Origin of the sequence: Halomonas sp. PBN3, assembly GCF_000475415.1 — a bacterium.
Lineage (GTDB): Bacteria > Pseudomonadota > Gammaproteobacteria > Pseudomonadales > Halomonadaceae > Halomonas > Halomonas shengliensis.
In genome coordinates this window covers 1-17,842 of sequence record NZ_AXCA01000005.1, presented here as the reverse complement: position 1 = coordinate 17,842, position 17,842 = coordinate 1, and the positions used below count along the sequence as shown (strand labels likewise).

The window sequence follows — 17,842 nt, the reverse complement described above, 5'->3', positions numbered from 1 at the left end:
TTGCTCCTTGCTCCTTACGGCTTCTCCTCGATCCCCTGCTCGCGCTGGGCCTGGGCCCAGCCGCCGATCTCCCGGTAGCGGTTAACCATGGCGCAGAACAGCTCGGCGGTGCGCTCGGTGTCGTAGCGCGCCGAGTGCGCCTCGCTGTTGCTGAACTCGATGCCGGCGGCGCGGCAGGCGCGGGCGAGCACCGTCTGGCCATACATCAGCCCGGCCAGGGAGGCGGTGTCGAAGCTGGAGAAGGGGTGGAAGGGATTGCGCTTGATGCCGCAACGGGCCACCGCGGCGTTGAGGAAGCCGTGGTCGAAGGCGGCGTTGTGGCCCACCAGGATGGCGCGGGTGCAGCCATGTGCCTTGATCGACTTGCGCACCGGCCGGAAGATCTCCCCCAACGCCTCGGCCTCCGGCACCGCTACCAGGCGGCGCAGCGGGTCGTCGAGGTTGATGCCGGTGAAGTCCAGTGCCGACTGCTCGACGTTGGCCCCCGGGAAGGGCTCGACGTGGAAGGCGTAGGTGGATTCCGGCAGCAGCCTGCCCTCGGCGTCCATGGTCAGGGTGACCGCGGCGATCTCGAGGATCGCATCGCGCTCGGCGTTGAAGCCGCCGGTTTCCAGGTCCACCACCACCGGCAGGTAGCTGCGGAATCGCTGGGCCATCAGGTCGCGGGCGATCGCCTCGCTCATGCACCTCTCCTTCCTGTCCTTGCCATCTGCGTGTCCTCGGCCCCGGCCCGGGTCGAATCCGCGCAGTCTAGCAGCTCGGCCGCGGCGCGTCCCGGGGCGGTATTCGCTGCCGGGCTGGCACGCTATACTGACGCCCTCTAGCGTTCACCAGAAAGGAGCTCCCCGAATGTCCGATGTCAAGAAGGTCGTGCTGGCCTACTCCGGCGGCCTGGACACCTCCGTCATCGTCAAGTGGCTGCAGGAAACCTACAACTGCGAGGTGGTGACCTTCACCGCCGACATCGGCCAGGGCGAGGAGGTCGAGCCGGCCCGCGCCAAGGCGCAGGCGCTGGGCGTCAAGGAGATCTACATCGAGGACCTGCGCGAGGAGTTCGTTCGCGACTACGTCTACCCGATGTTCCGCGCCAACACCATCTACGAGGGCGAGTACCTGCTCGGCACCTCCATCGCGCGTCCGCTGATCGCCCGCCGCCTGATCGAGATCGCCAACCAGACCGGCGCCGATGCCATCTCGCACGGCGCCACCGGCAAGGGCAACGACCAGGTGCGTTTCGAGCTGGGTGCCTATGCCCTCAAGCCGGGCGTCAAGGTGATCGCCCCGTGGCGCGAGTGGGACCTGACCTCCCGCGAGAAGCTGATGGCCTACTGCCAGCAGCACGACATCCCGGTGGACTTCACCAGCCAAAAGAAGAAGTCGCCCTACTCCATGGATGCCAACCTGCTGCATATCTCCTACGAGGGCGGCATCCTCGAGGACCCCTGGGCCGAGGCCGAGGAGGATATGTGGCGCTGGAGCGTCTCGCCCGAGGCGGCACCGGACGCGCCCACCTATGTCGAGCTCACCTATGAGAAGGGCGACATCGTGGCGCTGGACGGCGTGCCCATGAAGCCCCACGAGGTGCTGGAGAAGCTCAACAAGCTGGGTGGCGACAACGGCATCGGCCGCCTCGACATCGTCGAGAACCGCTACGTGGGCATGAAGTCCCGCGGCTGCTACGAGACCCCCGGCGGCACCATCATGCTCAAGGCGCACCGCGCCATCGAGTCGCTGACCCTGGACCGCGAGGAGGCCCACCTCAAGGACCAGCTGATGCCCAAGTACGCCGAGGTGATCTACAACGGCTACTGGTGGAGCCCGGAGCGCCGCATGCTGCAGGCCGCCATCGACGAGACCCAGCAGAACGTCTCCGGTGTGGTGCGCCTCAAGCTCTACAAGGGCAACGTTATCGTCGCCGGTCGCCAGTCGAAGCAGTCGCTGTTCGACGAGTCCATCGCCACCTTCGAGGATGATGCCGGCGCCTACGACCAGAAGGATGCCGAGGGCTTCATCAAGCTCAACGCCCTGCGCCTGCGCATCGCCGCCGGCAAGGGCCGCCAGCAGGATTGATGCCGAGGCGGGGCGCCGCGGGCGCCCCGCCGGCACCAGGAGGCCGACCATGTTCAAGAAGCTTCTCTCCGGGCTGTTCGGCGGCGGCGACGACGCCACCCCCGGCAACGCGCCGGCCGCCGAGCCGGTGGAGTACAACGGCTACCTGATCATCTCCGAGCCGGCCAAGGAGGGGGGGCAGTACCGCGTCAGCGGCTGGATCCGCAAGCCCCTGACCGGCGACGGCGAGGAGGAGGGCGAGGTGCTCGAGCACCGCTTCGAGCGCTCCGACATGGTGCCCGGCCGCGAGGCCTGCGACGAGCTGATGATCGGCAAGGCGCAGCGCTTCATCGACGAGCTGGGTGACGACATGTTCGCCCGCTGACCACGGCGTCGACGCGTCGTGCGCCTGCTGCATCACGCCTCGCCCTGGCGGACCCTGTTCGCCGGGGAGAGGCTTCCCGATCCTTCCCGCCTGTCCGACCTGCTCGCCCCCCTGCGCGAGGCCCTGGAGGCCCTGGGCCCCGACCCGGAGCTCGCCGACGCCCATGCCTGGCAGCCCCGACTGGTGACGGCGCTGGTGCGTCTCGACCTGCCCGCCTGGCGCATCAGCCAGCTGATCAGCGACCACAACGCCTGGCTCACCCGGCGTGCCATCCGCCTGGCCGAGGCGGAGATGGCGGGGCAGGGCTGGGGGGCGCCGCCGGTGCGGTTCTGCGTGCTGGTGCTGGGCTCCGGCGGGCGACACGAGAGCCTGCTCGCCCCGGACCAGGACAATGCCATGATCCTCGAGGACTACCCGGACGCCCGGCATGTCGAGATCGACGGCTACTTCCAGTCGCTGGGTGAGCGCTTCACCGCGCGCCTCGATGCGGCCGGCATCCCGCTGTGCCAGGGCCATGTCATGGCGCGCTGGCCGATGTGGCGCAAGCGCCTGGGGGAGTGGCAGCGCCAGTTGGAGATATGGAGCGCCGAGCGGCGGGTCAAGCGGGTGCAGCAAGCCAATATCCTGCTCGACTTCACCCCGGTCCATGGCGATGAGGCGTTGGCCGAGGCGCTGCGCGACTGGGTCGTCGGGCGGCTGCCCGGGGCGGGGCTGTTCCTCGACGAGATGGGGGCACTGTTCGACGAGCAGCCGGTGGCGCTGGACCGCTTCCAGCGGCTGGCCGGCAGCCAAGAAGGGGCGCCCCACGAGCGCGCCCTGAACCTCAAGCACCAGGCGATGCTGCCGCTGGTGGCGGCGGTGCGCCTGCTGGCGCTGCGCCACGGCGTGCGCGAGACCGATACCCGGCGGCGCCTCGCCGCCCTGGTGGGGCGCGGGGCCCTCGACGCCGAGCGCTGCCGCGCGCTCACCGCCGCCCACGCCCGGCTGCAGGAGCTGCTGCTGGCCGAGCAGCGCCGCAACCTCGCCGCCGGCCGCGCCGCGGACGGCTGGGTGGATATCGCGCGGCTGGGCGGGGACGAGCGCCTGCTGCTGCGCCACGACCTCCAGCGGATCCGCGCGCTGCAGAGGCGGGCGCGCCGGAGTTAGGGCGTCTCCGCCGGCGCCTCCGGCAGCTCCATGACCAGGCAGGCGCCGCCCAGGTGGGGCGCTTCCTCGACCCACAGCCGGCCGCCCAGGTGGGCGACGATGCCGCGGCTGATGGGCAGGCCGAGGCCGCTGCCCCGGGGGCGGCCGCGGCGCTTGTCGGGCGACTCCTCGGGGCGCTGGATCTGGTGGAACTTCTCGAACACCCGCTCGCGCTCCTCCGCGGCGATGCCGGGGCCGTTGTCCTCCACCGCCAGGCGGTAGTGGGTCTTGTGGCGCACCAGGCTCAGGCGCACCCGCGGCTCGGCCTCGTCGGCGAACTTGCCGGCGTTGTCGAGCAGGTTGATGACCACCTGCTCGAGGCGGTCCGGGTCGCCCACCACCGGCGCCGCCTCCACCTCGATCGCCACCTCCAGCGCCACGCCGCGGTCCTCCTGCATATGATGCACGGCATCCACGCTGTGGCGGGTCAGCGCGACCAAGTCGAGGCGCTGGGGGTTCAGGGTCAGGCGGCCACTCTCCAGGCGCGCCAGGTCGAGGATCTCCTCGATCAGCCGCGACAGGCGCTGGCTCTCCTTGACCACCACGTCGAGGAAGTGGCGGCGTTTCTCCTCGGGCAGCGCGCCGCTGTCGCGCAGGATCTCGGCGAAGGCACGGATCGAGGTCAGGGGCGTGCGCAGCTCGTGGCTGACCATGGCCACGAACTCGTCCTTGAGGCGGTCGAGCTCGCGCAGGCGCTCGTTAGCGGCGCGCAGCTCCTCGCTGGCACGCGCCAGCTCCCGGGACTTCTGCTCCAGGCGGCGGTTCATCTCCAGGGTCTCGGACGTGGTGTCGAGGATGCTGAGGATCGACTCCAGGTCCAGCGCCTCGCCGCGTACCACCGAGTTGATCAGCACCCGCGCCGAGGCATTGCCCAGCGCCCCGGAGAGGGCCTGCTCGGCGCGGGCGATCTGGGTCGGGTTGGCGGGCGCGGCGGCGTCTTCCTCCTGGCCCGACGTGGCGTCGGCGAACACCCGGGTGGTGGCGGCGCTGCCCAGGTAGCGGTCGAGCAGGGCGCCCAGCTCGCCGCGGGTGGTCTGGCCGTGCCACAGCGAGCTCTGCAGCAGCTGGGGATGCAGCGCCTCGGTGAACAGCGCCGCCTGGGTCTGCTCCAGGGGCGTCTGGCGGCTGAACAGCGAGACGCCTACCAGCAGGCCGACGTTGGCCACGAGGCTCCACAGCAGCGAATGGGTATAGATGTCCCACCCCTCCAGGCCGAACAGCGCATAGGGGCGCAGCCAGGCGAGGCCGAAGGGGCCGTGCGCCAGGAAGCCGGCATCCAGCCAGCCGGACTGGGCGAAGCCGGGGATCAGCAGCGTCCAGGCCCACACCAGGGTGCCGGCGGCGAGCCCCAGCGTCGCGCCGCGGCGGTGGGCGCCGCGCCAGAACATGCCGACCAGCATCGCCGGGGCGAACTGGCAGGCGGCGGCGAAGGAGACCAGGCCGATGGTCACCAGGCTGTAGGCGTCACCGATCAGCGCGTGGTAGAGGTAGCCCAGCAGCAGGATTAGCACGATGGCCACGCGGCGGATGCCCAGCAGCCAGCCGGCCAGCTCGCCGCGCCCGCCCAGGTGCAGGCGGCGGCTGCGCAGCAGCAGCGGCATCACCAGCTGGTTGCTGACCATGGTGGAGAGGGCGATGGTCTCGACGATCACCATGCCGGTGGCCGCCGAGAGCCCGCCGATGAACACCAGCAGCGGCAGCCCCGGGAGGTCTGCGGCCAGCGGCAGGGTGAGCACAAAGCTGTCGGGATCAGCGTCGCCGCCCATCAGCAGCAGGCCCGCCATGGCGATGGGGATCACGAACAGGTTGATGGCCAGCAGGTAGAGCGGGAAGAGCCAGCTGGCCCTGGCCAGGTGGCGCTCGTCGACGTTCTCCACCACCAGAACCTGGAACTGGCGTGGCAGGGTCAGGAAGGCGAGGAAGGCGAGCACCAGCATGCCGACCCAGCCGGTGGCGCCGCCGGGCACGGCATCGAGCCCCAGGCGCTCGGCCAGTGCCGGGGTGGCGGCGACCCGGGCGAAGAGGTCGCCGGGGCCCTGGAAGAGCACGAACACCGTGAACACCCCGACCGAGAGGAAGGCCACCAGCTTGACCAGCGACTCGAAGGCGATGGCGGCCACCATGCCCTCGTGGCGCTCGCTGGCGTCCAGGTGGCGGGTGCCGAAGAGGATGATGAAGACCGCCAGCACCAGCGCCACCCAGAACGACTTGTCGAGCCAGAAGGGCTCGTCGGCCAGGCGCAGCTCGGCGGCCTCGGGGTAGTTGACCAGCACCGCATGGCTGACGGTGATCGCCTTGAGCTGCAGCGCGATGTAGGGGGTGATGCCGATCAGCGCGATCAGCGCCACCAGGGCGCCCAGGCTCGAGCTCTTGCCGTAGCGGGCGCTGATGAAGTCGGCGATGGAGGTGATGCGCTGGGCGCTGGCGATGCGCACCATCTTGCGGATCACGAAGGGCGCCAGCAGCATCGCCAGCGTAGGTCCCAGGTAGATCAGCAGGAAGCTGGGGCCGAACTGGGCGGCGCGGCCCACGCTGCCGTAGAAGGTCCAGGCGGTGCAGTAGACGGCGATGGAGAGGGCGTAGACGTTGGGCGAGCCGATCAGCGAGCGCCCCTGCTCGGCGCGGCGATCGCCCCAGGCGGCGATCAGGAACAGCAGCGCCAGGTAGCCGAAGGCGACGCCGAGGATCACCGGTTCGCTGCGCATGGGGCTATTCCCTTCGCGGCCGCCGGGTGGCACCGGGCGGGCCCTCCAGCAGCCAGGCGGCCAGGCCGATCACCAGGCCCCAGGCGAGGAAGAGGTAGAGCGGCAGCCAGGAGACGGTCCCGGCGCGGTCGGCCACCAGCACCAGCGGCGGGGTGAACAGCAGCACCGCCAGCACGATCAGCGCCAGCAGGCGTTCGCGGCGGCGTGGCGCGCTCAGCATGGCGCGCTTACCGGGGCGGTGGCGATCATGAGGTGCAGGCATCCTCCTTGTTCAGGGCGCTGGCCTGCAGCGCCAACGCCTTCTCCAGGGTGTCGATGCCGCGGGCCTCGAGCCGCGGCAGCAGCGAGAGCCACAGCTCGGCGGTGACCCGGGCGTCGCCCAGGGCGGTGTGCCGGGTGCCCGGCGGGAAGCTGAGGTCGTAGCGCTCGGCCAGGGTATCCAGGTCGTGGCCGTCGAGGCTGGCATCCAGTGCCCGGGAGATCAGCAGGGTGTCGAGCACCGGCATGTCGAGCTCGATGCCGGCGCCCGGCGGCTGCAGGGCGAGCAGGTCGAAGGCGGCGTTGTGCGCCAGGATCACGGCGTCACCCACGTAGTCGCGGAAGCGCGGCAGCGCCACCGAGAGCGGCGGGGCGCCCGTGACCTCGTCGTCGGTGATGCCGTGGATGGCGGTGCTGGCCGGGGGGATCGGCCGGCCCGGGTCGACGTAGAGGTCGAAGGTCTCGCTGGCCAGCAGGCGGGCGTTGACGATGCGGCAGGCGCCGATGCTGATTACGGTGTCTCCACGGCGCAGCTCGAGGCCGGTGGTCTCGGTGTCGAAGGCCACCACCTCCAGGGCGCGCAGCGGCCGGGCGGCGAGCTCGGCGTCGGGCGCCGGCAGCTCGGCGATGCCGAAGTCGTGGAACTCGGGACGCGGCGGGGTCGCCGGGCGGGGCGCGCCGACCCGCTCGGCGGCCGGCAGCGGCAGGCGCAGCCGGGCGTGCTCGCCGTCACCATCGGCCAGGCTCCACGCATCGCTGGCATGCTGGCGCAGCACGTCGGCGACCCGCGGGTTGAGGGGCAGTGAGGCCAGGTGGCGCTGCTGCCATTCGCCGAGCTGGCGCTCGGTGAGCGGCGCCCCCGGCCAGATCAGGTCGAGGTAGACCCGGCGGTTGCCGAGGCACACCTCCCCCTCCAGGGGCGTCTCGCCGAGGGTGTCGCGGAGCCGCTCGAGCAGCGACTCCAGCAGCACCAGCAGGGCGATGGCGTCGCCCTTGAGCCACGCCGGCATGCCCACCGCGGTGATCTGCCGGTCGGCGGGCAGGCGCTCGTTGAGGCTCGCCCAGAGGTCGTTGGACCACAGCGGCACCAGCCGCGCCCCCTCCTGCTGCATGCGCTCCACCAGGCCGGCGAGTCCCTCGATGTCGCGGCCCAGGGCCTGGCTCTCCTCCTCGATCACCCCCTCCAGGCGCCGTCGCATATCGGCCTCGCCCTCGGGCAGGGCGGAGAGGGCATCGGCGGCGCTGGTCAGGCTGGCGCCGTGGCGGCGCAGGCGTGGCAGGCCGTCGAGCAGCTCGGCCCGGGCACCCATCTCGCTGGTCCAGGCGGCGGTGGTGTCGGTGAGCGTGAGCAGGGTCTCGCCATGGCTGCCGGGCACCCGGCGCAGCATGGCGCGCAGCCAGCGCTCACCGCTGGGGACCAGCACCTCGCGGGGGGCGCCATTGGCGGGCAGCTGGCCCAGGGCGTCCTGCAGGCTCGTGGCCGGCAGCAGGGTTTCGAGTCGCTTACCCAGCCCCAGGCTGGCATGGTCCTCGAACAGCGCCTCGGCGGCCTGGTTGAAGAGCAGGATGCGACGATGGTGATCGCACAGCAGCAGCGGGGTCTCCAGCACCTGGAGCAGGGTCTCCAGCTCCTGGCGGATGCGTGCGGCGCTGCGCGCCCCCTCGGCATGGGCGGTGGCCAGCCGGGCACGGTCGTTGCGCCACGCCTCGCGCACCCTTACCAGGTCGGGGCCCAGGCTGCGCAGCCAGCCCTCGGGCGGGTAGTCGTCGCGGGCATCGGGGTTGGCCACCAGGCGCGCCAGCTGGACCTGCAGGTGGCGCAGCGGGGTGAACAGCTGGCGCTCCAGCAGTAGCCCCACCAGGAAGATGGTGCCGCCGCCGGAGAAGCAGCCCGCCCACAGCACCAGGCGGGCGATGCCCTGGGGCTGGAAGAGGGTGTCGAGCCACAGCGCGAAGGTGGCGCCACCGAAGAGGCTGATGCCGCTGAGCAGCAACCACAGGCCGATCAGTCGCTGGCGGCGGGGCAGGCCGGCGAGGGGGCGGGCCATCAGGACACCTCGGCGAGCAGCGTCTTGACCTTCTCCACCAGCGCCTGGGTGGAGAAGGGCTTGGTGACATAGTCGTCGGCGCCCAGCGCCAGGCCCTTCTCGCGTTCCACCTCGCGACCATGGGCGGTGAGCATGATGATCGGCAGGCGGGCATGGTCCGGGTCGCCGCGCAGGCGCTCGAGCACATCGAAGCCGCTGATGCCGGGCAGGCTGATATCCAGCAGCACCAGGTCGGGAGCGCCCTCCGCAACCCGGTCAAGGGCGCTCTCGCCATCCTCGGCGGTGACCACCTCGAAGCCCGCCTGCTGCATCAGGAACTCCAGCGAGAGGACGATATTGGGCTCATCGTCCACCACCAGCACCTTGGCCATGACGCTCTCCTGTTCGTTGTCATCGTTATTGCCGTCAGTCTAAGGGGCCCGCCACGGGCGGGCAAAGACGACCTTGGCACAAGGCGCCACACCGCGGCCGTGCTAGGGTGGAGGCTCCTTCACCGACGGGAGCCTGGTCATGATCGAGGTCCACCATCTGGAGAACTCCCGCTCGCAGCGGGTCGTGTGGCTGCTGGAGGAGCTGGGCAGCGAGTTCGAGGTCGTGACCTACCGTCGCGACCCGGCCACCATGCTGGCCCCCGCGGCCCTGCGCGAGCTGCACCCGCTCGGCAAGTCGCCGGTGATCCGCGACCGGGCACGGGGCGACCGGGTGGTCGCGGAGTCCGGGGCGATCCTCGAGTACCTGATCGAGCATCACGACCCCAAGCGACGGCTGGTCCCGGAAGCGGGCAGCGACGCCTTCGAGCGCTACCGCTTCTGGCTGCACCATGCCGAGGGCTCGGCGATGCCGCCGCTGGTGATGCGCCTGGTCTTCTCGCGCCTCGGCCAGCCGCCGGTGCCGGCCCTGGCGCGGCCACTGGGGCGGCTGTTTGCGCGCGGCGTGGAGCAGCAGTATCTGGGACCGGAGATCCGCCGCCTGGTGGCGTTCTGGGAGGATGAGCTGGCCCGCGGGCCCTGGTTCGCCGGCGAGGCTTTCAGCGCCGCCGATATCCAGATGAGCTTCCCGCTGCTGGCGCTGGCCAGCCGTGGCGGCCTGGAGGCGTATCCGCGGTTGCAGGCCTTCCTCGCGGCGTGCCGCGAGCGCGAGGCCTATCAACGCACGGTGGCGCGTATCGGCGAGTTCGGCCTCCACGCCACCTGATGCCATCCGATTCGATGGTTCTAATACTTTCGTCGCGAAAGTGGTGATTAGCCAGCGAAGCGCATGGACGCGACGGTAACAAGGTTAGACCATCGCCTGCAGGGCCCCACACTGGGGCCTTGCATCCTGTTCAACCCACACCCCTCTGCTAGGAGTGCGCCATGAGTGCCATCCTCGTTCTGGTTCTGGGTCTTGCCGCGATGGCGGCCGGGTACTTCCTGTACTCGAAGTTCATCGCCGAGAAGATCTACCGACTGGACCCCGACTTCAAGACGCCCGCCCACGAGTTCGAGGACGGCGTCGACTTCGTGCCTACCAACCGCTATGTGCTGTGGGGCCACCACTTTACCTCCGTGGCCGGCGCCGCCCCCATCGTGGGGCCCGCCATCGCGGTGATCTGGGGCTGGGTACCTGCCTTCCTGTGGGTGGTGCTGGGCACCGTGTTCTTCGCCGGGGTGCATGATTCCGGAGCGATCTGGGCCAGCGTGCGCAACAGGGCCAAGTCGGTCGGCGCCCTGACCGGCGATGTGGTCGGCAAGCGCGCCCGCAGCATCTTCATGATTGTCATCTTCCTGGTGCTGTTGATGGTCAACGCGGTGTTCGCCGTGGTGATCGCCGGCCTGATGATGAACTTCTCCAGCGCCGTGGTCCCGGTGTGGGGTGCCATCCTGGTGGCCCTGGTGATCGGCCAGATGATCTATCGCCGCAAGATGAGCCTGCCGATGGTCTCCATCGTCGGCGTCGTCGCGCTCTATGCGCTGATCGGCATCGGTCCCTCGGTGCCCCTGCAGATGCCGGCGGAAGTCGCGGGTGTCTCGGGTAACGCCATCTGGATCCTGCTGCTGTTCGGCTATGCCGCCATCGCCTCGCTGCTGCCGGTGTGGGTGCTGCTGCAGCCCCGCGACTACATCAACGGCCTGCAGCTGTTCGTCGGCCTGATCATCCTCTACGGCGCCATCCTGCTGCTCAACCCGAGCATGGTCGCCCCGGCCTTCAACGACAATGTGCCGGCCGGTACCCCATCGCTGCTGCCGTTGCTGTTCGTGACCATCGCCTGCGGTGCGATTTCCGGCTTCCATGGCCTGGTCTCCTCCGGCACCACCTCCAAGCAGCTCAACAAGGAAACCGACGCCCGCTTCGTCGGCTACTTCGGTGCCGTGGGTGAGGGCATGCTGGCGCTGGCCGCCATCCTCGCCGCGACCGCCGGCTTCGCCAGCCTCGCCGACTGGGAGGCGATGTACACCGCCTTCGGTCAGGGCGGCGTCAACGCCTTCGTCGAGGGCGGTGCCTTCATCATCCACAACGGCCTGGGCCTGCCCGAAGCCACCGCGGCGACCCTGCTCACCGTGATGGCGGCACTGTTCGCCGGTACCACCATGGATACCGGCCTGCGCCTGCAGCGCTACATCTTCCAGGAGTGGGGCGAGATCTATAATCAGCAGTGGATGAAGAAGCCCGCGGTGGCCACCCTGCTGGCGGTGGGCAGCTGCCTGCTGCTGGCCTTCGGTGCCGGCGGTGCGGATGGTTCCGGTGGCCTGATCATCTGGCCGCTGTTCGGTACCACCAACCAGCTGCTGGCCGGCCTGACCCTGCTGGTGGTCACGGTGATGCTGGTGCGCCTGGGTCGCCCGATGTGGTACACCCTGGCCCCGCTGGCCTTCCTGCTGGTGATGACCATCGCCGCGCTGCTGATCCAGCTGCGCACCTTCTTCGACCAGGGCAACTACTTCCTGCTGGGCCTGGACATCGTGGTGCTGGTGGCCGCGATCCTGGTGGCTCTGGAGTGTGTCTCTGCACTCAAGCGGCTGCGCAACGAGGCGCCTGCCAAGCAGGAGTGAACGCGAGGAGAGAAGGATGAGCGACGACCGACACGAGGGTCGTGAGGCTCGTCTCGAACGGATTCGGGCCTGGCTTAGCCAGGCCCGTTTCTTCGCGGAGGAGGTCTACTCCTCCCCCTATCGGGGCGCGATAGCCCGTGCCCGGCGAGACGAGGACGACCTCTTCATGCTGCTGGTGTTCTCCGAGATGATGGGAGTTCCCAATCCGGCGGCCTACTACACCCTGGAGCTGCAGCCCCTGCTGCTGGAGCGTTTCCATGACTGGCACCGCCGCATGGGCATGGAGCGTTCGCCGCTGGATCATTTCAAGTGTTGCTGAACAGAATCAGCAGCAGGCTTCGACCGAGGAGCGCCGGGGATATCTCTTAGGGGAGGGCTCCCTAAACGCCCAGGAAGGGGGTCACAGCGCCTCCCCGAAGAGATGTCACCGGTATAGCTCCGAGGGCCTGAATCGCTCTGTATTGGCGGCCCTTAGTTCATAGCCACTGGAGTCATATGAAACAGTTACTGGAAAAGCGCCTGCTGTGGGTGGGCGGCAAGGGCGGGGTCGGCAAGACCACCGTGGCCGCGGCCCTGGCGGTGCTCGCCGCCCGACGCGGTAAGCGCGTGCTGGTGGTCTCCACCGACCCCGCCCATAGCCTCGGCGATGTCTTCGACCGCGAACTGGCCGACACGCCCCGGCGGTTGTTGCCCAACCTCGATGCCATGGAGATCGACCCCGACGCCGAGGTGGAGGCCCACCTGGCCCGGGTCACCTCCCAGATGCGGCGCTATGCGGCGCCGGAGATGATGGCCGAGCTGGAGCGCCAGATGCGCCTGACGCGGCAGTCGCCGGGGACCCAGGAGGCGGCGTTGCTCGAGCGGCTGGCGCGGATCATCACCGATGACGAGGCAGACTGGGACCTGATCATCTTCGATACCGCGCCCACCGGCCATACCCTGCGGCTGCTGACCCTGCCCGAAGCTATGGCGGCCTGGACCGATGGCCTGCTGGCGCATAACCGCAAGTCCGAGGAGCTGGGCAAGGTGCTCTCACACCTGACGCCCAAGCGCGGCCGCGACGTGGCGAGCCCCTTCGATGATCCGAAGGAGAACGAGCTGGCCGACCTGGACGACAAGACCCGCGACGTGGCGAAGACCCTGATCGATCGCCGGCGCCTTTTCCACCAGGCGCGGCGACGCATCGAGAACGCCGACGAGAGCGGCTTCCTGTTCGTGCTGACGCCGGAACGGCTGCCGATCCTCGAGACCGCCCGGGCCGTGGCGACCCTTGAGGAGGCCCATGTCCCGGTAGCCGGAACCCTGGTCAACCGGGTCATTCCGCCGGAGGCCGATGGCGATTTCCTCAACGCTCGCCGCGAACAGGAAGCCACCTACCTGGCACGCATTGACGAGGAGCTGGGTCACCTGCCGCGCCCGCGGCTGCCCTGGCTGCCCACCGACGTGCAGGGTATCGAGATCCTCGAGCAGCTGGCGGAACGCCTCGAGGCCGAGGGCTTCTAGCGGGTCGGCAGCTGGGTCTTGAGCCAGCTGACCCCGCGACCCAGCCACTCGTGCAGGGCGCGGGTGCTTTGGTTGAGGTGGTAGGTGCGCGGGATCCAGGCGTGAAGCCCCGGTGGCGGGGCGCTGGCGAACTCGGTGGGGGCGGGGATTACGGTCAGGCCGGCGGCTTCGAACTCGGCGATGGCGCGGGGCAGGTGCCAGGCCTGGGAGACCAGGGCGATGCGCTCGATGTCCGTCGCCTCCAGCATGGCGGCGCTGAAGCGGGCGTTCTCCGCGGTGTTGCGACTCTCGCCCTCCAGCCAGCGCACCGGCACCCCGAACACCTCACGCAGCGCCGCGGCCATCAGGCTGGCCTCGGTGCTGTGTTCGTCATGGACGCGACCGCCGGTTACCAGGATCGGCCAGTCGCTGCCACGCTGCAGCCAGGCGCCATAGGCCAGGCGTCGCCAGGTGGGATTGCTGGGGGCGTCGCCCCAGCCGAACTCGGGGCTCTGGTAGTCGCGGCCGCCGCCGAGGATGACGATGGCTCCCTCGCCACGCAGGGCCGCTGGGCCGGAGAGCGGCGGCGGTTCCAGCCCCTGGCGCAGGGCGTGGCTCGCTATCGGGGTGGCGAGCACCAGCAGGCTCGCCAGCCCCAGGGCGATCAGCAGCCCGCCCGTCAGCCGTCGGGCGCCGGCAGCGAGGCCGGCGAGGATCAGTAGGGCGTTGATGACCGGCGGCAGCAGCAGGTATTTCAGGGCGTCCATGGGGGCGTCTCGTCGGGGCCTGCCGCCAGTCAATCAGGCTATAAGGGTCGATGCCAGCCTTCAGTCGTCAACGGCTGCCCGGCTACAGCTCGGTCTTCTCCTTGAACTCGCAGAGATCCTCGATCACGCAGCTGCCGCAGCGGGGCTTGCGTGCCACGCAGGTGTAGCGGCCATGCAGGATCAGCCAGTGGTGGGCATCCTGGCGAAACTCCTTCGGCACATGGCGCAGCAACTTCTTCTCCACCTCGACCACATCCTTGCCGCGGGCGATGCCGGTGCGGTTGGAGACCCGGAAGATATGCGTGTCCACGGCGATGGTGGGCTGGCCGAAGGCGGTGTTGAGGATGACGTTGGCGGTCTTGCGCCCCACGCCGGGCAGCGCCTCCAGGGCGGCGCGGGTCTCGGGCACCTCGCCGCCGTGCTTCTCCACCAGCAGGTGGCAGGTCTTCATCAGGTTCTCGGCCTTGGTGTTGTAGAGGCCGATGGTCTTGATGTGCTCCTTGAGCCCGTCGAGGCCGAGTTCGATGATCGCCTGGGGCGTGTTGGCGACGGGGAAGAGCCGGGCCGTGGCCTTGTTGACGCCGACGTCGGTGGCCTGGGCGGAGAGCAGCACCGCGGCGAGCAGCTCGAAGGGGGTCTTCCAGTGGAGCTCGGTGGTGGGCTCGGGGTTGTGCTCGCGCAGCCGCGCGAAGATCTCGTAGCGTTTCTGGGCGTTCATGATGTTCCGTTTCTTGGCTCTTCGCACAGTAGTGTGAAGCCGCGTTGTGGGAGGGCGGCTCTGCCGCGCGAATGGTGCCGAAGGCGTCCCGGAGGTGGTGCTCTGTCTGTTGCGATCACCGCCAGAAGGCCTGCGGCCTCCATTCGCCCGGGAAAACCCGGCCTCCCACCACTCCCTGCCAACGGGTTTACGACAGCTCGTGATGGACCTCTATAGATCTGCACCATGGCCTGTCGCCGGATCAGCCCCGGGCGGTGAGTCGGATTCGTGTCATCGGATCATTCTGCCTGGCCTGTCTGCTGCAGCGCGCTTCTGGCCTCGGCGAGCAAGCGCTCGGCCTCGGGGAGCTGGGCGCGGGCGGTAGCCTCCGCCTCGTCGTCGCCGCGACGGCGGGCGCTCTCCAGCTGCTGGCGCACCCGCTTCACGGCCTGCTCGGCGGCCTTGAGTGCCATCCGGCGCTGGCGTGTCGCCATGGGGCCCGCGGCGGCGGGGCTGCCTTCACCGGCGGGGCGGCGCTGCTGCATCAGGCGCTTCTGGCGCTCCAGGCGCTTCTCGCGGGCTTCACGGGCCAGGCGCGCCTGGCGGGCACGGTGGCGGCGGCGCCCCAGCTCGGCACGCCGTGCCAGGTAGGCATCGCGCTCCTCCTCGCTGTCGGCGGCCTGCCAGGCGGGGTGGGGCACCAGGTCGATGCAGTCCACCGGACAGGGCGCCACGCACAGCTCGCAGCCGGTGCACTCGTCGGTGATCACGGTGTGCATGCGCTTGGCCGCCCCCAGGATGGCATCCACCGGGCAGGCCTGGATGCACTTGGTGCAGCCGATGCACTCCGCCTCGCGGATCACCGCGGCCAGCGGCGACTGGGCCGGCTCCGCAAGGGGTTGCACGGGCTGGCCGGTCAGCTCGGCCAGCCGAGCGAGGGTGCGCTCGCCGCCGGGCGGGCAGCGGTTGATGGGCTCGCCCTCGGCGATCGCCTCGGCATAGGGCAGGCAGCCATCGAAGCCACACTTGCCGCACTGGGTCTGCGGCAGCAGGGCGTCGATGGCCTCGATCCGGTCTCGGCGACTCACGGTGGCTCAGGTCACCCGCTGGCCGGGCTCGGCACCGGTGTCCGGCGAGAGCAGGTAGATGCCCTCGTCGTTGGCCGAGGCCAGCACCATGCCCTCGGAGACGCCGAAGCGCATCTTGCGTGGCGCCAGGTTGGCGACCATCACGGTGAGCCGGCCCTCCAGCGCCTCGGGGGCGTAGGCGGCACGGATGCCGGAGAACACCGTACGGCTCTCGCCGCCCAGGTCGAGGGTCAGCTTGAGCAGCTTGTCGGCGCCCTCGACGTATTCCGCCTTGGCGATGCGGGCGATGCGCAGATCCACCTTGATGAAGTCGTCGAAGGAGACCTCTGGGGCGATCGGCTCGTCGGCTAGGGGCCCCTTGGGGGTCTCCTTGAGCTTCTGTTCCTCCACCAGGTCCTCCTTGGACGCCTCGATCATGGCGTCGATCTTGTCCCGCTCAACGCGGGTCATCAGCGGCTTGAACTTGGCGATCTCGTGATCCAGCAGCACCGCGTGGCGGCTGTGCCAGTCCAGCGAGTCGAGCCTGAGGAAGTCACGGGCGCCCTCGGCCATGGCGGGCACCACCGGGGCCAGGTAGACCATCAGCTGGCGGAACAGGTTGATGCCCACCGAGCAGATCTCCAGCACCTCCTGCTCACGCCCTTCCTGCTTGGCCAGCACCCAGGGCTCCGCCTCGGCGATGTAGGTGTTGGCCTCGTCGGCGAGCTCCATCACCCGACGCATGGCGCGGCCGAACTCGCGGGCCTCGAACTGCTCGGCGATCTCGTCGCCGGCGGCAATGAAGCGCGCCAGCATCTCCGGCTCGGCGCAGTGGGCGGAGAGCCTGCCGCCGCCGAGCTTCTTGACGAAGCCGGCGCAGCGGCTGGCGATGTTGATCACCTTGCCGACCAGGTCGCTGTTGACCCGGGCGGCGAAGTCCTCGAGGTTGAGGTCCAGGTCATCGACCCGGGAGGTGAGCTTGGCGGCGAAGTAGTAGCGCAGGTACTCGGGGTTCAGGAAGTCCGCGTAGGTGGCGGCCTTGATGAAGGTGCCCCGGGACTTGGACATCTTGGCGCCGTTCACGGTGACGAAGCCGTGACAGTTGACCGCCGTGGGGGTGCGGAAGTCGGCGCCATGCAGCATCGCCGGCCAGAACAGGGCGTGGAAGTAGACGATGTCCTTGCCGATGAAGTGGTAGACCTCGGCATCGCTGTCCTTCTCCCAGTAGCTGTCGAAGTCGAGGCCCTGGCGCTCGCAGAGGTGCTTGAAGCTCGCCAGGTAGCCGATCGGGGCGTCGAGCCAGACGTAGAAGTACTTGCCCGGCGCGTCGGGAATCTCGAAGCCGAAATAGGGCGCATCGCGGGAGATGTCCCACTCGTTGAAGCCGGCCTCGAACCACTCCATCAGCTTGTTGCGTATCTGCGGCTGGACGTGGCCCTGGTTGATCCACTCGTGCAGGAAGTCGGCGAAGTCCGGCAGCTTGAAGAAGTAGTGGGTGGAGCTTCTCACCTCAGGGGTGGCGCCGGAGATGGCCGACACCGGGTCGATCAGCTCCGCCGGGGTATAGGTGGCGCCGCACGCCTCGCAGTTGTCGCCGTACTGGTCGTCCGCCTTGCACTTGGGGCAGGTGCCCTTGATGAAGCGGTCGGCCAGGAAGAGCCCCTTGACCGGATCATACATCTGCTCGATGTCGCGGGTGGCGATATGGCCCTTGTCGCGCAGGCGGGTGTAGATCAGCTCGCTGAAGTAGCGGTTCTCGTCGGAGTGGGTCGAGTGGTAGTTGTCGAAGGCCACGCCGAAGGTGGCGAAGTCCGCCTGGTGCTCCTGGCTGACGCGATCGATCAGTGCCTCGGGGGTGATCCCCTCCTGCTCGGCGCGCAGCATGATGGCGGTGCCGTGGGCGTCGTCGGCGCAGACATAGTGGCACTCGTGGCCGCGGCTCTTCTGGAAGCGCACCCAGATATCGGTTTGGATGTATTCGAGGAGGTGGCCGAGGTGGATGGCGCCGTTGGCATAGGGCAGGGCGCTGGTGACCAGGATCTTGCGCGTGGCGTTCGTCGACATATCGGCTCTTGAATCCCAGGAAAATCAGACGCCCGATTGTAGCCGGGATGGCGGCGCACTGCACCCGGGGGCGGTCTCACGACAGGGCTATCGCAGTTACCGA

16 protein-coding genes are annotated in these 17,842 nt (G+C 69.3%); 7 read left to right on the top strand and 9 right to left on the bottom strand.

Annotated elements, in window-relative coordinates:
- Nucleotides 1–14 precede the first annotated feature (14 nt).
- Nucleotides 15–683, bottom strand: a complete 669-nt coding sequence (rnt, locus tag Q673_RS20240; protein WP_023004441.1) for a ribonuclease T — start codon at nucleotides 681–683, stop codon at nucleotides 15–17.
- Between the two features lie 166 nt (nucleotides 684–849).
- Here rnt and Q673_RS20235 point away from each other — a divergent pair, with 166 nt between their 5' ends.
- Genes Q673_RS20235 through Q673_RS20225 form a run of 3 tightly spaced genes read left to right on the top strand, consistent with a single transcriptional unit; the run spans nucleotide 850 to nucleotide 3,580 of the window.
- Complete coding sequence (locus tag Q673_RS20235) at nucleotides 850–2,070, top strand: argininosuccinate synthase (RefSeq protein WP_023004440.1); 1,221 nt, start codon at nucleotides 850–852, stop codon at nucleotides 2,068–2,070.
- 49 nt (nucleotides 2,071–2,119) lie between these two features.
- Complete coding sequence (locus Q673_RS20230; protein WP_023004439.1) at nucleotides 2,120–2,434, top strand: HlyU family transcriptional regulator; 315 nt, start codon at nucleotides 2,120–2,122, stop codon at nucleotides 2,432–2,434.
- Nucleotides 2,435–2,452: 18 nt separating this feature from the next.
- Nucleotides 2,453–3,580, top strand: a complete 1,128-nt coding sequence (locus tag Q673_RS20225; RefSeq protein ID WP_023004438.1) for a DUF294 nucleotidyltransferase-like domain-containing protein — start codon at nucleotides 2,453–2,455, stop codon at nucleotides 3,578–3,580.
- On the opposite strand, the gene Q673_RS20220 is transcribed toward Q673_RS20225, so the two are convergent.
- Genes Q673_RS20220 through Q673_RS20205 form a run of 4 tightly spaced genes read right to left on the bottom strand, consistent with a single transcriptional unit; the run spans nucleotide 3,577 to nucleotide 9,001 of the window.
- Nucleotides 3,577–6,324, bottom strand: coding sequence for a sensor histidine kinase (locus Q673_RS20220; RefSeq protein WP_023004437.1), 2,748 nt, complete (start codon nucleotides 6,322–6,324; stop codon nucleotides 3,577–3,579). The two genes, Q673_RS20225 and Q673_RS20220, sit on opposite strands and share 4 nt — an antisense overlap.
- Nucleotides 6,325–6,328: 4 nt before the next feature.
- A complete protein-coding gene (locus Q673_RS20215; RefSeq protein ID WP_023004436.1) occupies nucleotides 6,329–6,544 on the bottom strand; it encodes a hypothetical protein in 216 nt (71 codons plus the stop codon).
- Between the two features lie 25 nt (nucleotides 6,545–6,569).
- On the bottom strand, nucleotides 6,570–8,630 hold the full coding sequence (locus tag Q673_RS20210) for a 3'-5' exonuclease (RefSeq protein WP_023004435.1): 2,061 nt from the start codon (nucleotides 8,628–8,630) through the stop codon (nucleotides 6,570–6,572).
- Nucleotides 8,630–9,001 (bottom strand): response regulator transcription factor, encoded by a 372-nt coding sequence (locus Q673_RS20205; RefSeq protein WP_023004434.1) that lies wholly within the window; start codon nucleotides 8,999–9,001, stop codon nucleotides 8,630–8,632. The genes Q673_RS20210 and Q673_RS20205 overlap by 1 nt, the downstream gene beginning before the upstream one ends.
- Nucleotides 9,002–9,140: 139 nt before the next feature.
- On the opposite strand from Q673_RS20205, the gene Q673_RS20200 reads away from it, so the two are divergent.
- The 4 genes from Q673_RS20200 to Q673_RS20185 all read left to right on the top strand — a co-directional run bounded on the left by Q673_RS20200 (nucleotide 9,141) and on the right by Q673_RS20185 (nucleotide 13,165).
- Nucleotides 9,141–9,824 (top strand): glutathione S-transferase, encoded by a 684-nt coding sequence (locus tag Q673_RS20200; RefSeq protein ID WP_023004433.1) that lies wholly within the window; start codon nucleotides 9,141–9,143, stop codon nucleotides 9,822–9,824.
- Between the two features lie 161 nt (nucleotides 9,825–9,985).
- A complete protein-coding gene (locus tag Q673_RS20195) occupies nucleotides 9,986–11,662 on the top strand; it encodes a carbon starvation CstA family protein (RefSeq protein WP_023004432.1) in 1,677 nt (558 codons plus the stop codon).
- 16 nt (nucleotides 11,663–11,678) lie between these two features.
- Nucleotides 11,679–11,981: a cory-CC-star protein gene (locus tag Q673_RS20190; protein WP_023004431.1), complete on the top strand. Its 303-nt coding sequence runs from the start codon at nucleotides 11,679–11,681 to the stop codon at nucleotides 11,979–11,981.
- Between the two features lie 176 nt (nucleotides 11,982–12,157).
- Nucleotides 12,158–13,165, top strand: a complete 1,008-nt coding sequence (locus Q673_RS20185; protein WP_023004430.1) for an ArsA family ATPase — start codon at nucleotides 12,158–12,160, stop codon at nucleotides 13,163–13,165.
- On the opposite strand, the gene Q673_RS20180 is transcribed toward Q673_RS20185, so the two are convergent.
- The 4 genes from Q673_RS20180 to metG form a co-directional block, all read right to left on the bottom strand.
- A complete protein-coding gene (locus Q673_RS20180) occupies nucleotides 13,162–13,911 on the bottom strand; it encodes a YdcF family protein (protein WP_023004429.1) in 750 nt (249 codons plus the stop codon). The two genes, Q673_RS20185 and Q673_RS20180, sit on opposite strands and share 4 nt — an antisense overlap.
- Before the next feature lie 82 nt (nucleotides 13,912–13,993).
- A complete protein-coding gene (gene nth, locus Q673_RS20175; RefSeq protein ID WP_023004428.1) occupies nucleotides 13,994–14,629 on the bottom strand; it encodes an endonuclease III in 636 nt (211 codons plus the stop codon).
- A 278-nt stretch (nucleotides 14,630–14,907) separates the two neighbouring features.
- Nucleotides 14,908–15,696: an RnfABCDGE type electron transport complex subunit B gene (locus Q673_RS20170; RefSeq protein WP_023004427.1), complete on the bottom strand. Its 789-nt coding sequence runs from the start codon at nucleotides 15,694–15,696 to the stop codon at nucleotides 14,908–14,910.
- A 6-nt stretch (nucleotides 15,697–15,702) separates the two neighbouring features.
- Nucleotides 15,703–17,739 carry a methionine--tRNA ligase gene (gene metG, locus Q673_RS20165; protein ID WP_023004426.1) on the bottom strand — a complete coding sequence of 679 codons (2,037 nt, stop codon included), beginning with the start codon at nucleotides 17,737–17,739 and terminating at the stop codon, nucleotides 15,703–15,705.
- Between the last annotated feature and the right edge of the window lie 103 nt (nucleotides 17,740–17,842).

What these genes read in the sequence shown, in the direction of transcription:
- rnt (WP_023004441.1), bottom strand. Translation starts at nt 683, where the DNA reads ATGAGCGAGGCGATCGCCCGCGACCTGATGGCCCAGCGATTCCGCAGC.
- Q673_RS20205 (WP_023004434.1), bottom strand. Translation starts at nt 9,001, where the DNA reads ATGGCCAAGGTGCTGGTGGTGGACGATGAGCCCAATATCGTCCTCTCG.
- Q673_RS20230 (WP_023004439.1), top strand. Translation starts at nt 2,120, where the DNA reads ATGTTCAAGAAGCTTCTCTCCGGGCTGTTCGGCGGCGGCGACGACGCC.
- Q673_RS20190 (WP_023004431.1), top strand. Translation starts at nt 11,679, where the DNA reads ATGAGCGACGACCGACACGAGGGTCGTGAGGCTCGTCTCGAACGGATT.
- nth (WP_023004428.1), bottom strand. Translation starts at nt 14,629, where the DNA reads ATGAACGCCCAGAAACGCTACGAGATCTTCGCGCGGCTGCGCGAGCAC.
- metG (WP_023004426.1), bottom strand. Translation starts at nt 17,739, where the DNA reads ATGTCGACGAACGCCACGCGCAAGATCCTGGTCACCAGCGCCCTGCCC.
- Q673_RS20235 (WP_023004440.1), top strand. Translation starts at nt 850, where the DNA reads ATGTCCGATGTCAAGAAGGTCGTGCTGGCCTACTCCGGCGGCCTGGAC.
- Q673_RS20220 (WP_023004437.1), bottom strand. Translation starts at nt 6,324, where the DNA reads ATGCGCAGCGAACCGGTGATCCTCGGCGTCGCCTTCGGCTACCTGGCG.
- Q673_RS20185 (WP_023004430.1), top strand. Translation starts at nt 12,158, where the DNA reads ATGAAACAGTTACTGGAAAAGCGCCTGCTGTGGGTGGGCGGCAAGGGC.
- Q673_RS20200 (WP_023004433.1), top strand. Translation starts at nt 9,141, where the DNA reads ATGATCGAGGTCCACCATCTGGAGAACTCCCGCTCGCAGCGGGTCGTG.
- Q673_RS20215 (WP_023004436.1), bottom strand. Translation starts at nt 6,544, where the DNA reads ATGCTGAGCGCGCCACGCCGCCGCGAACGCCTGCTGGCGCTGATCGTG.
- Q673_RS20180 (WP_023004429.1), bottom strand. Translation starts at nt 13,911, where the DNA reads ATGGACGCCCTGAAATACCTGCTGCTGCCGCCGGTCATCAACGCCCTA.
- Q673_RS20195 (WP_023004432.1), top strand. Translation starts at nt 9,986, where the DNA reads ATGAGTGCCATCCTCGTTCTGGTTCTGGGTCTTGCCGCGATGGCGGCC.
- Q673_RS20210 (WP_023004435.1), bottom strand. Translation starts at nt 8,630, where the DNA reads ATGGCCCGCCCCCTCGCCGGCCTGCCCCGCCGCCAGCGACTGATCGGC.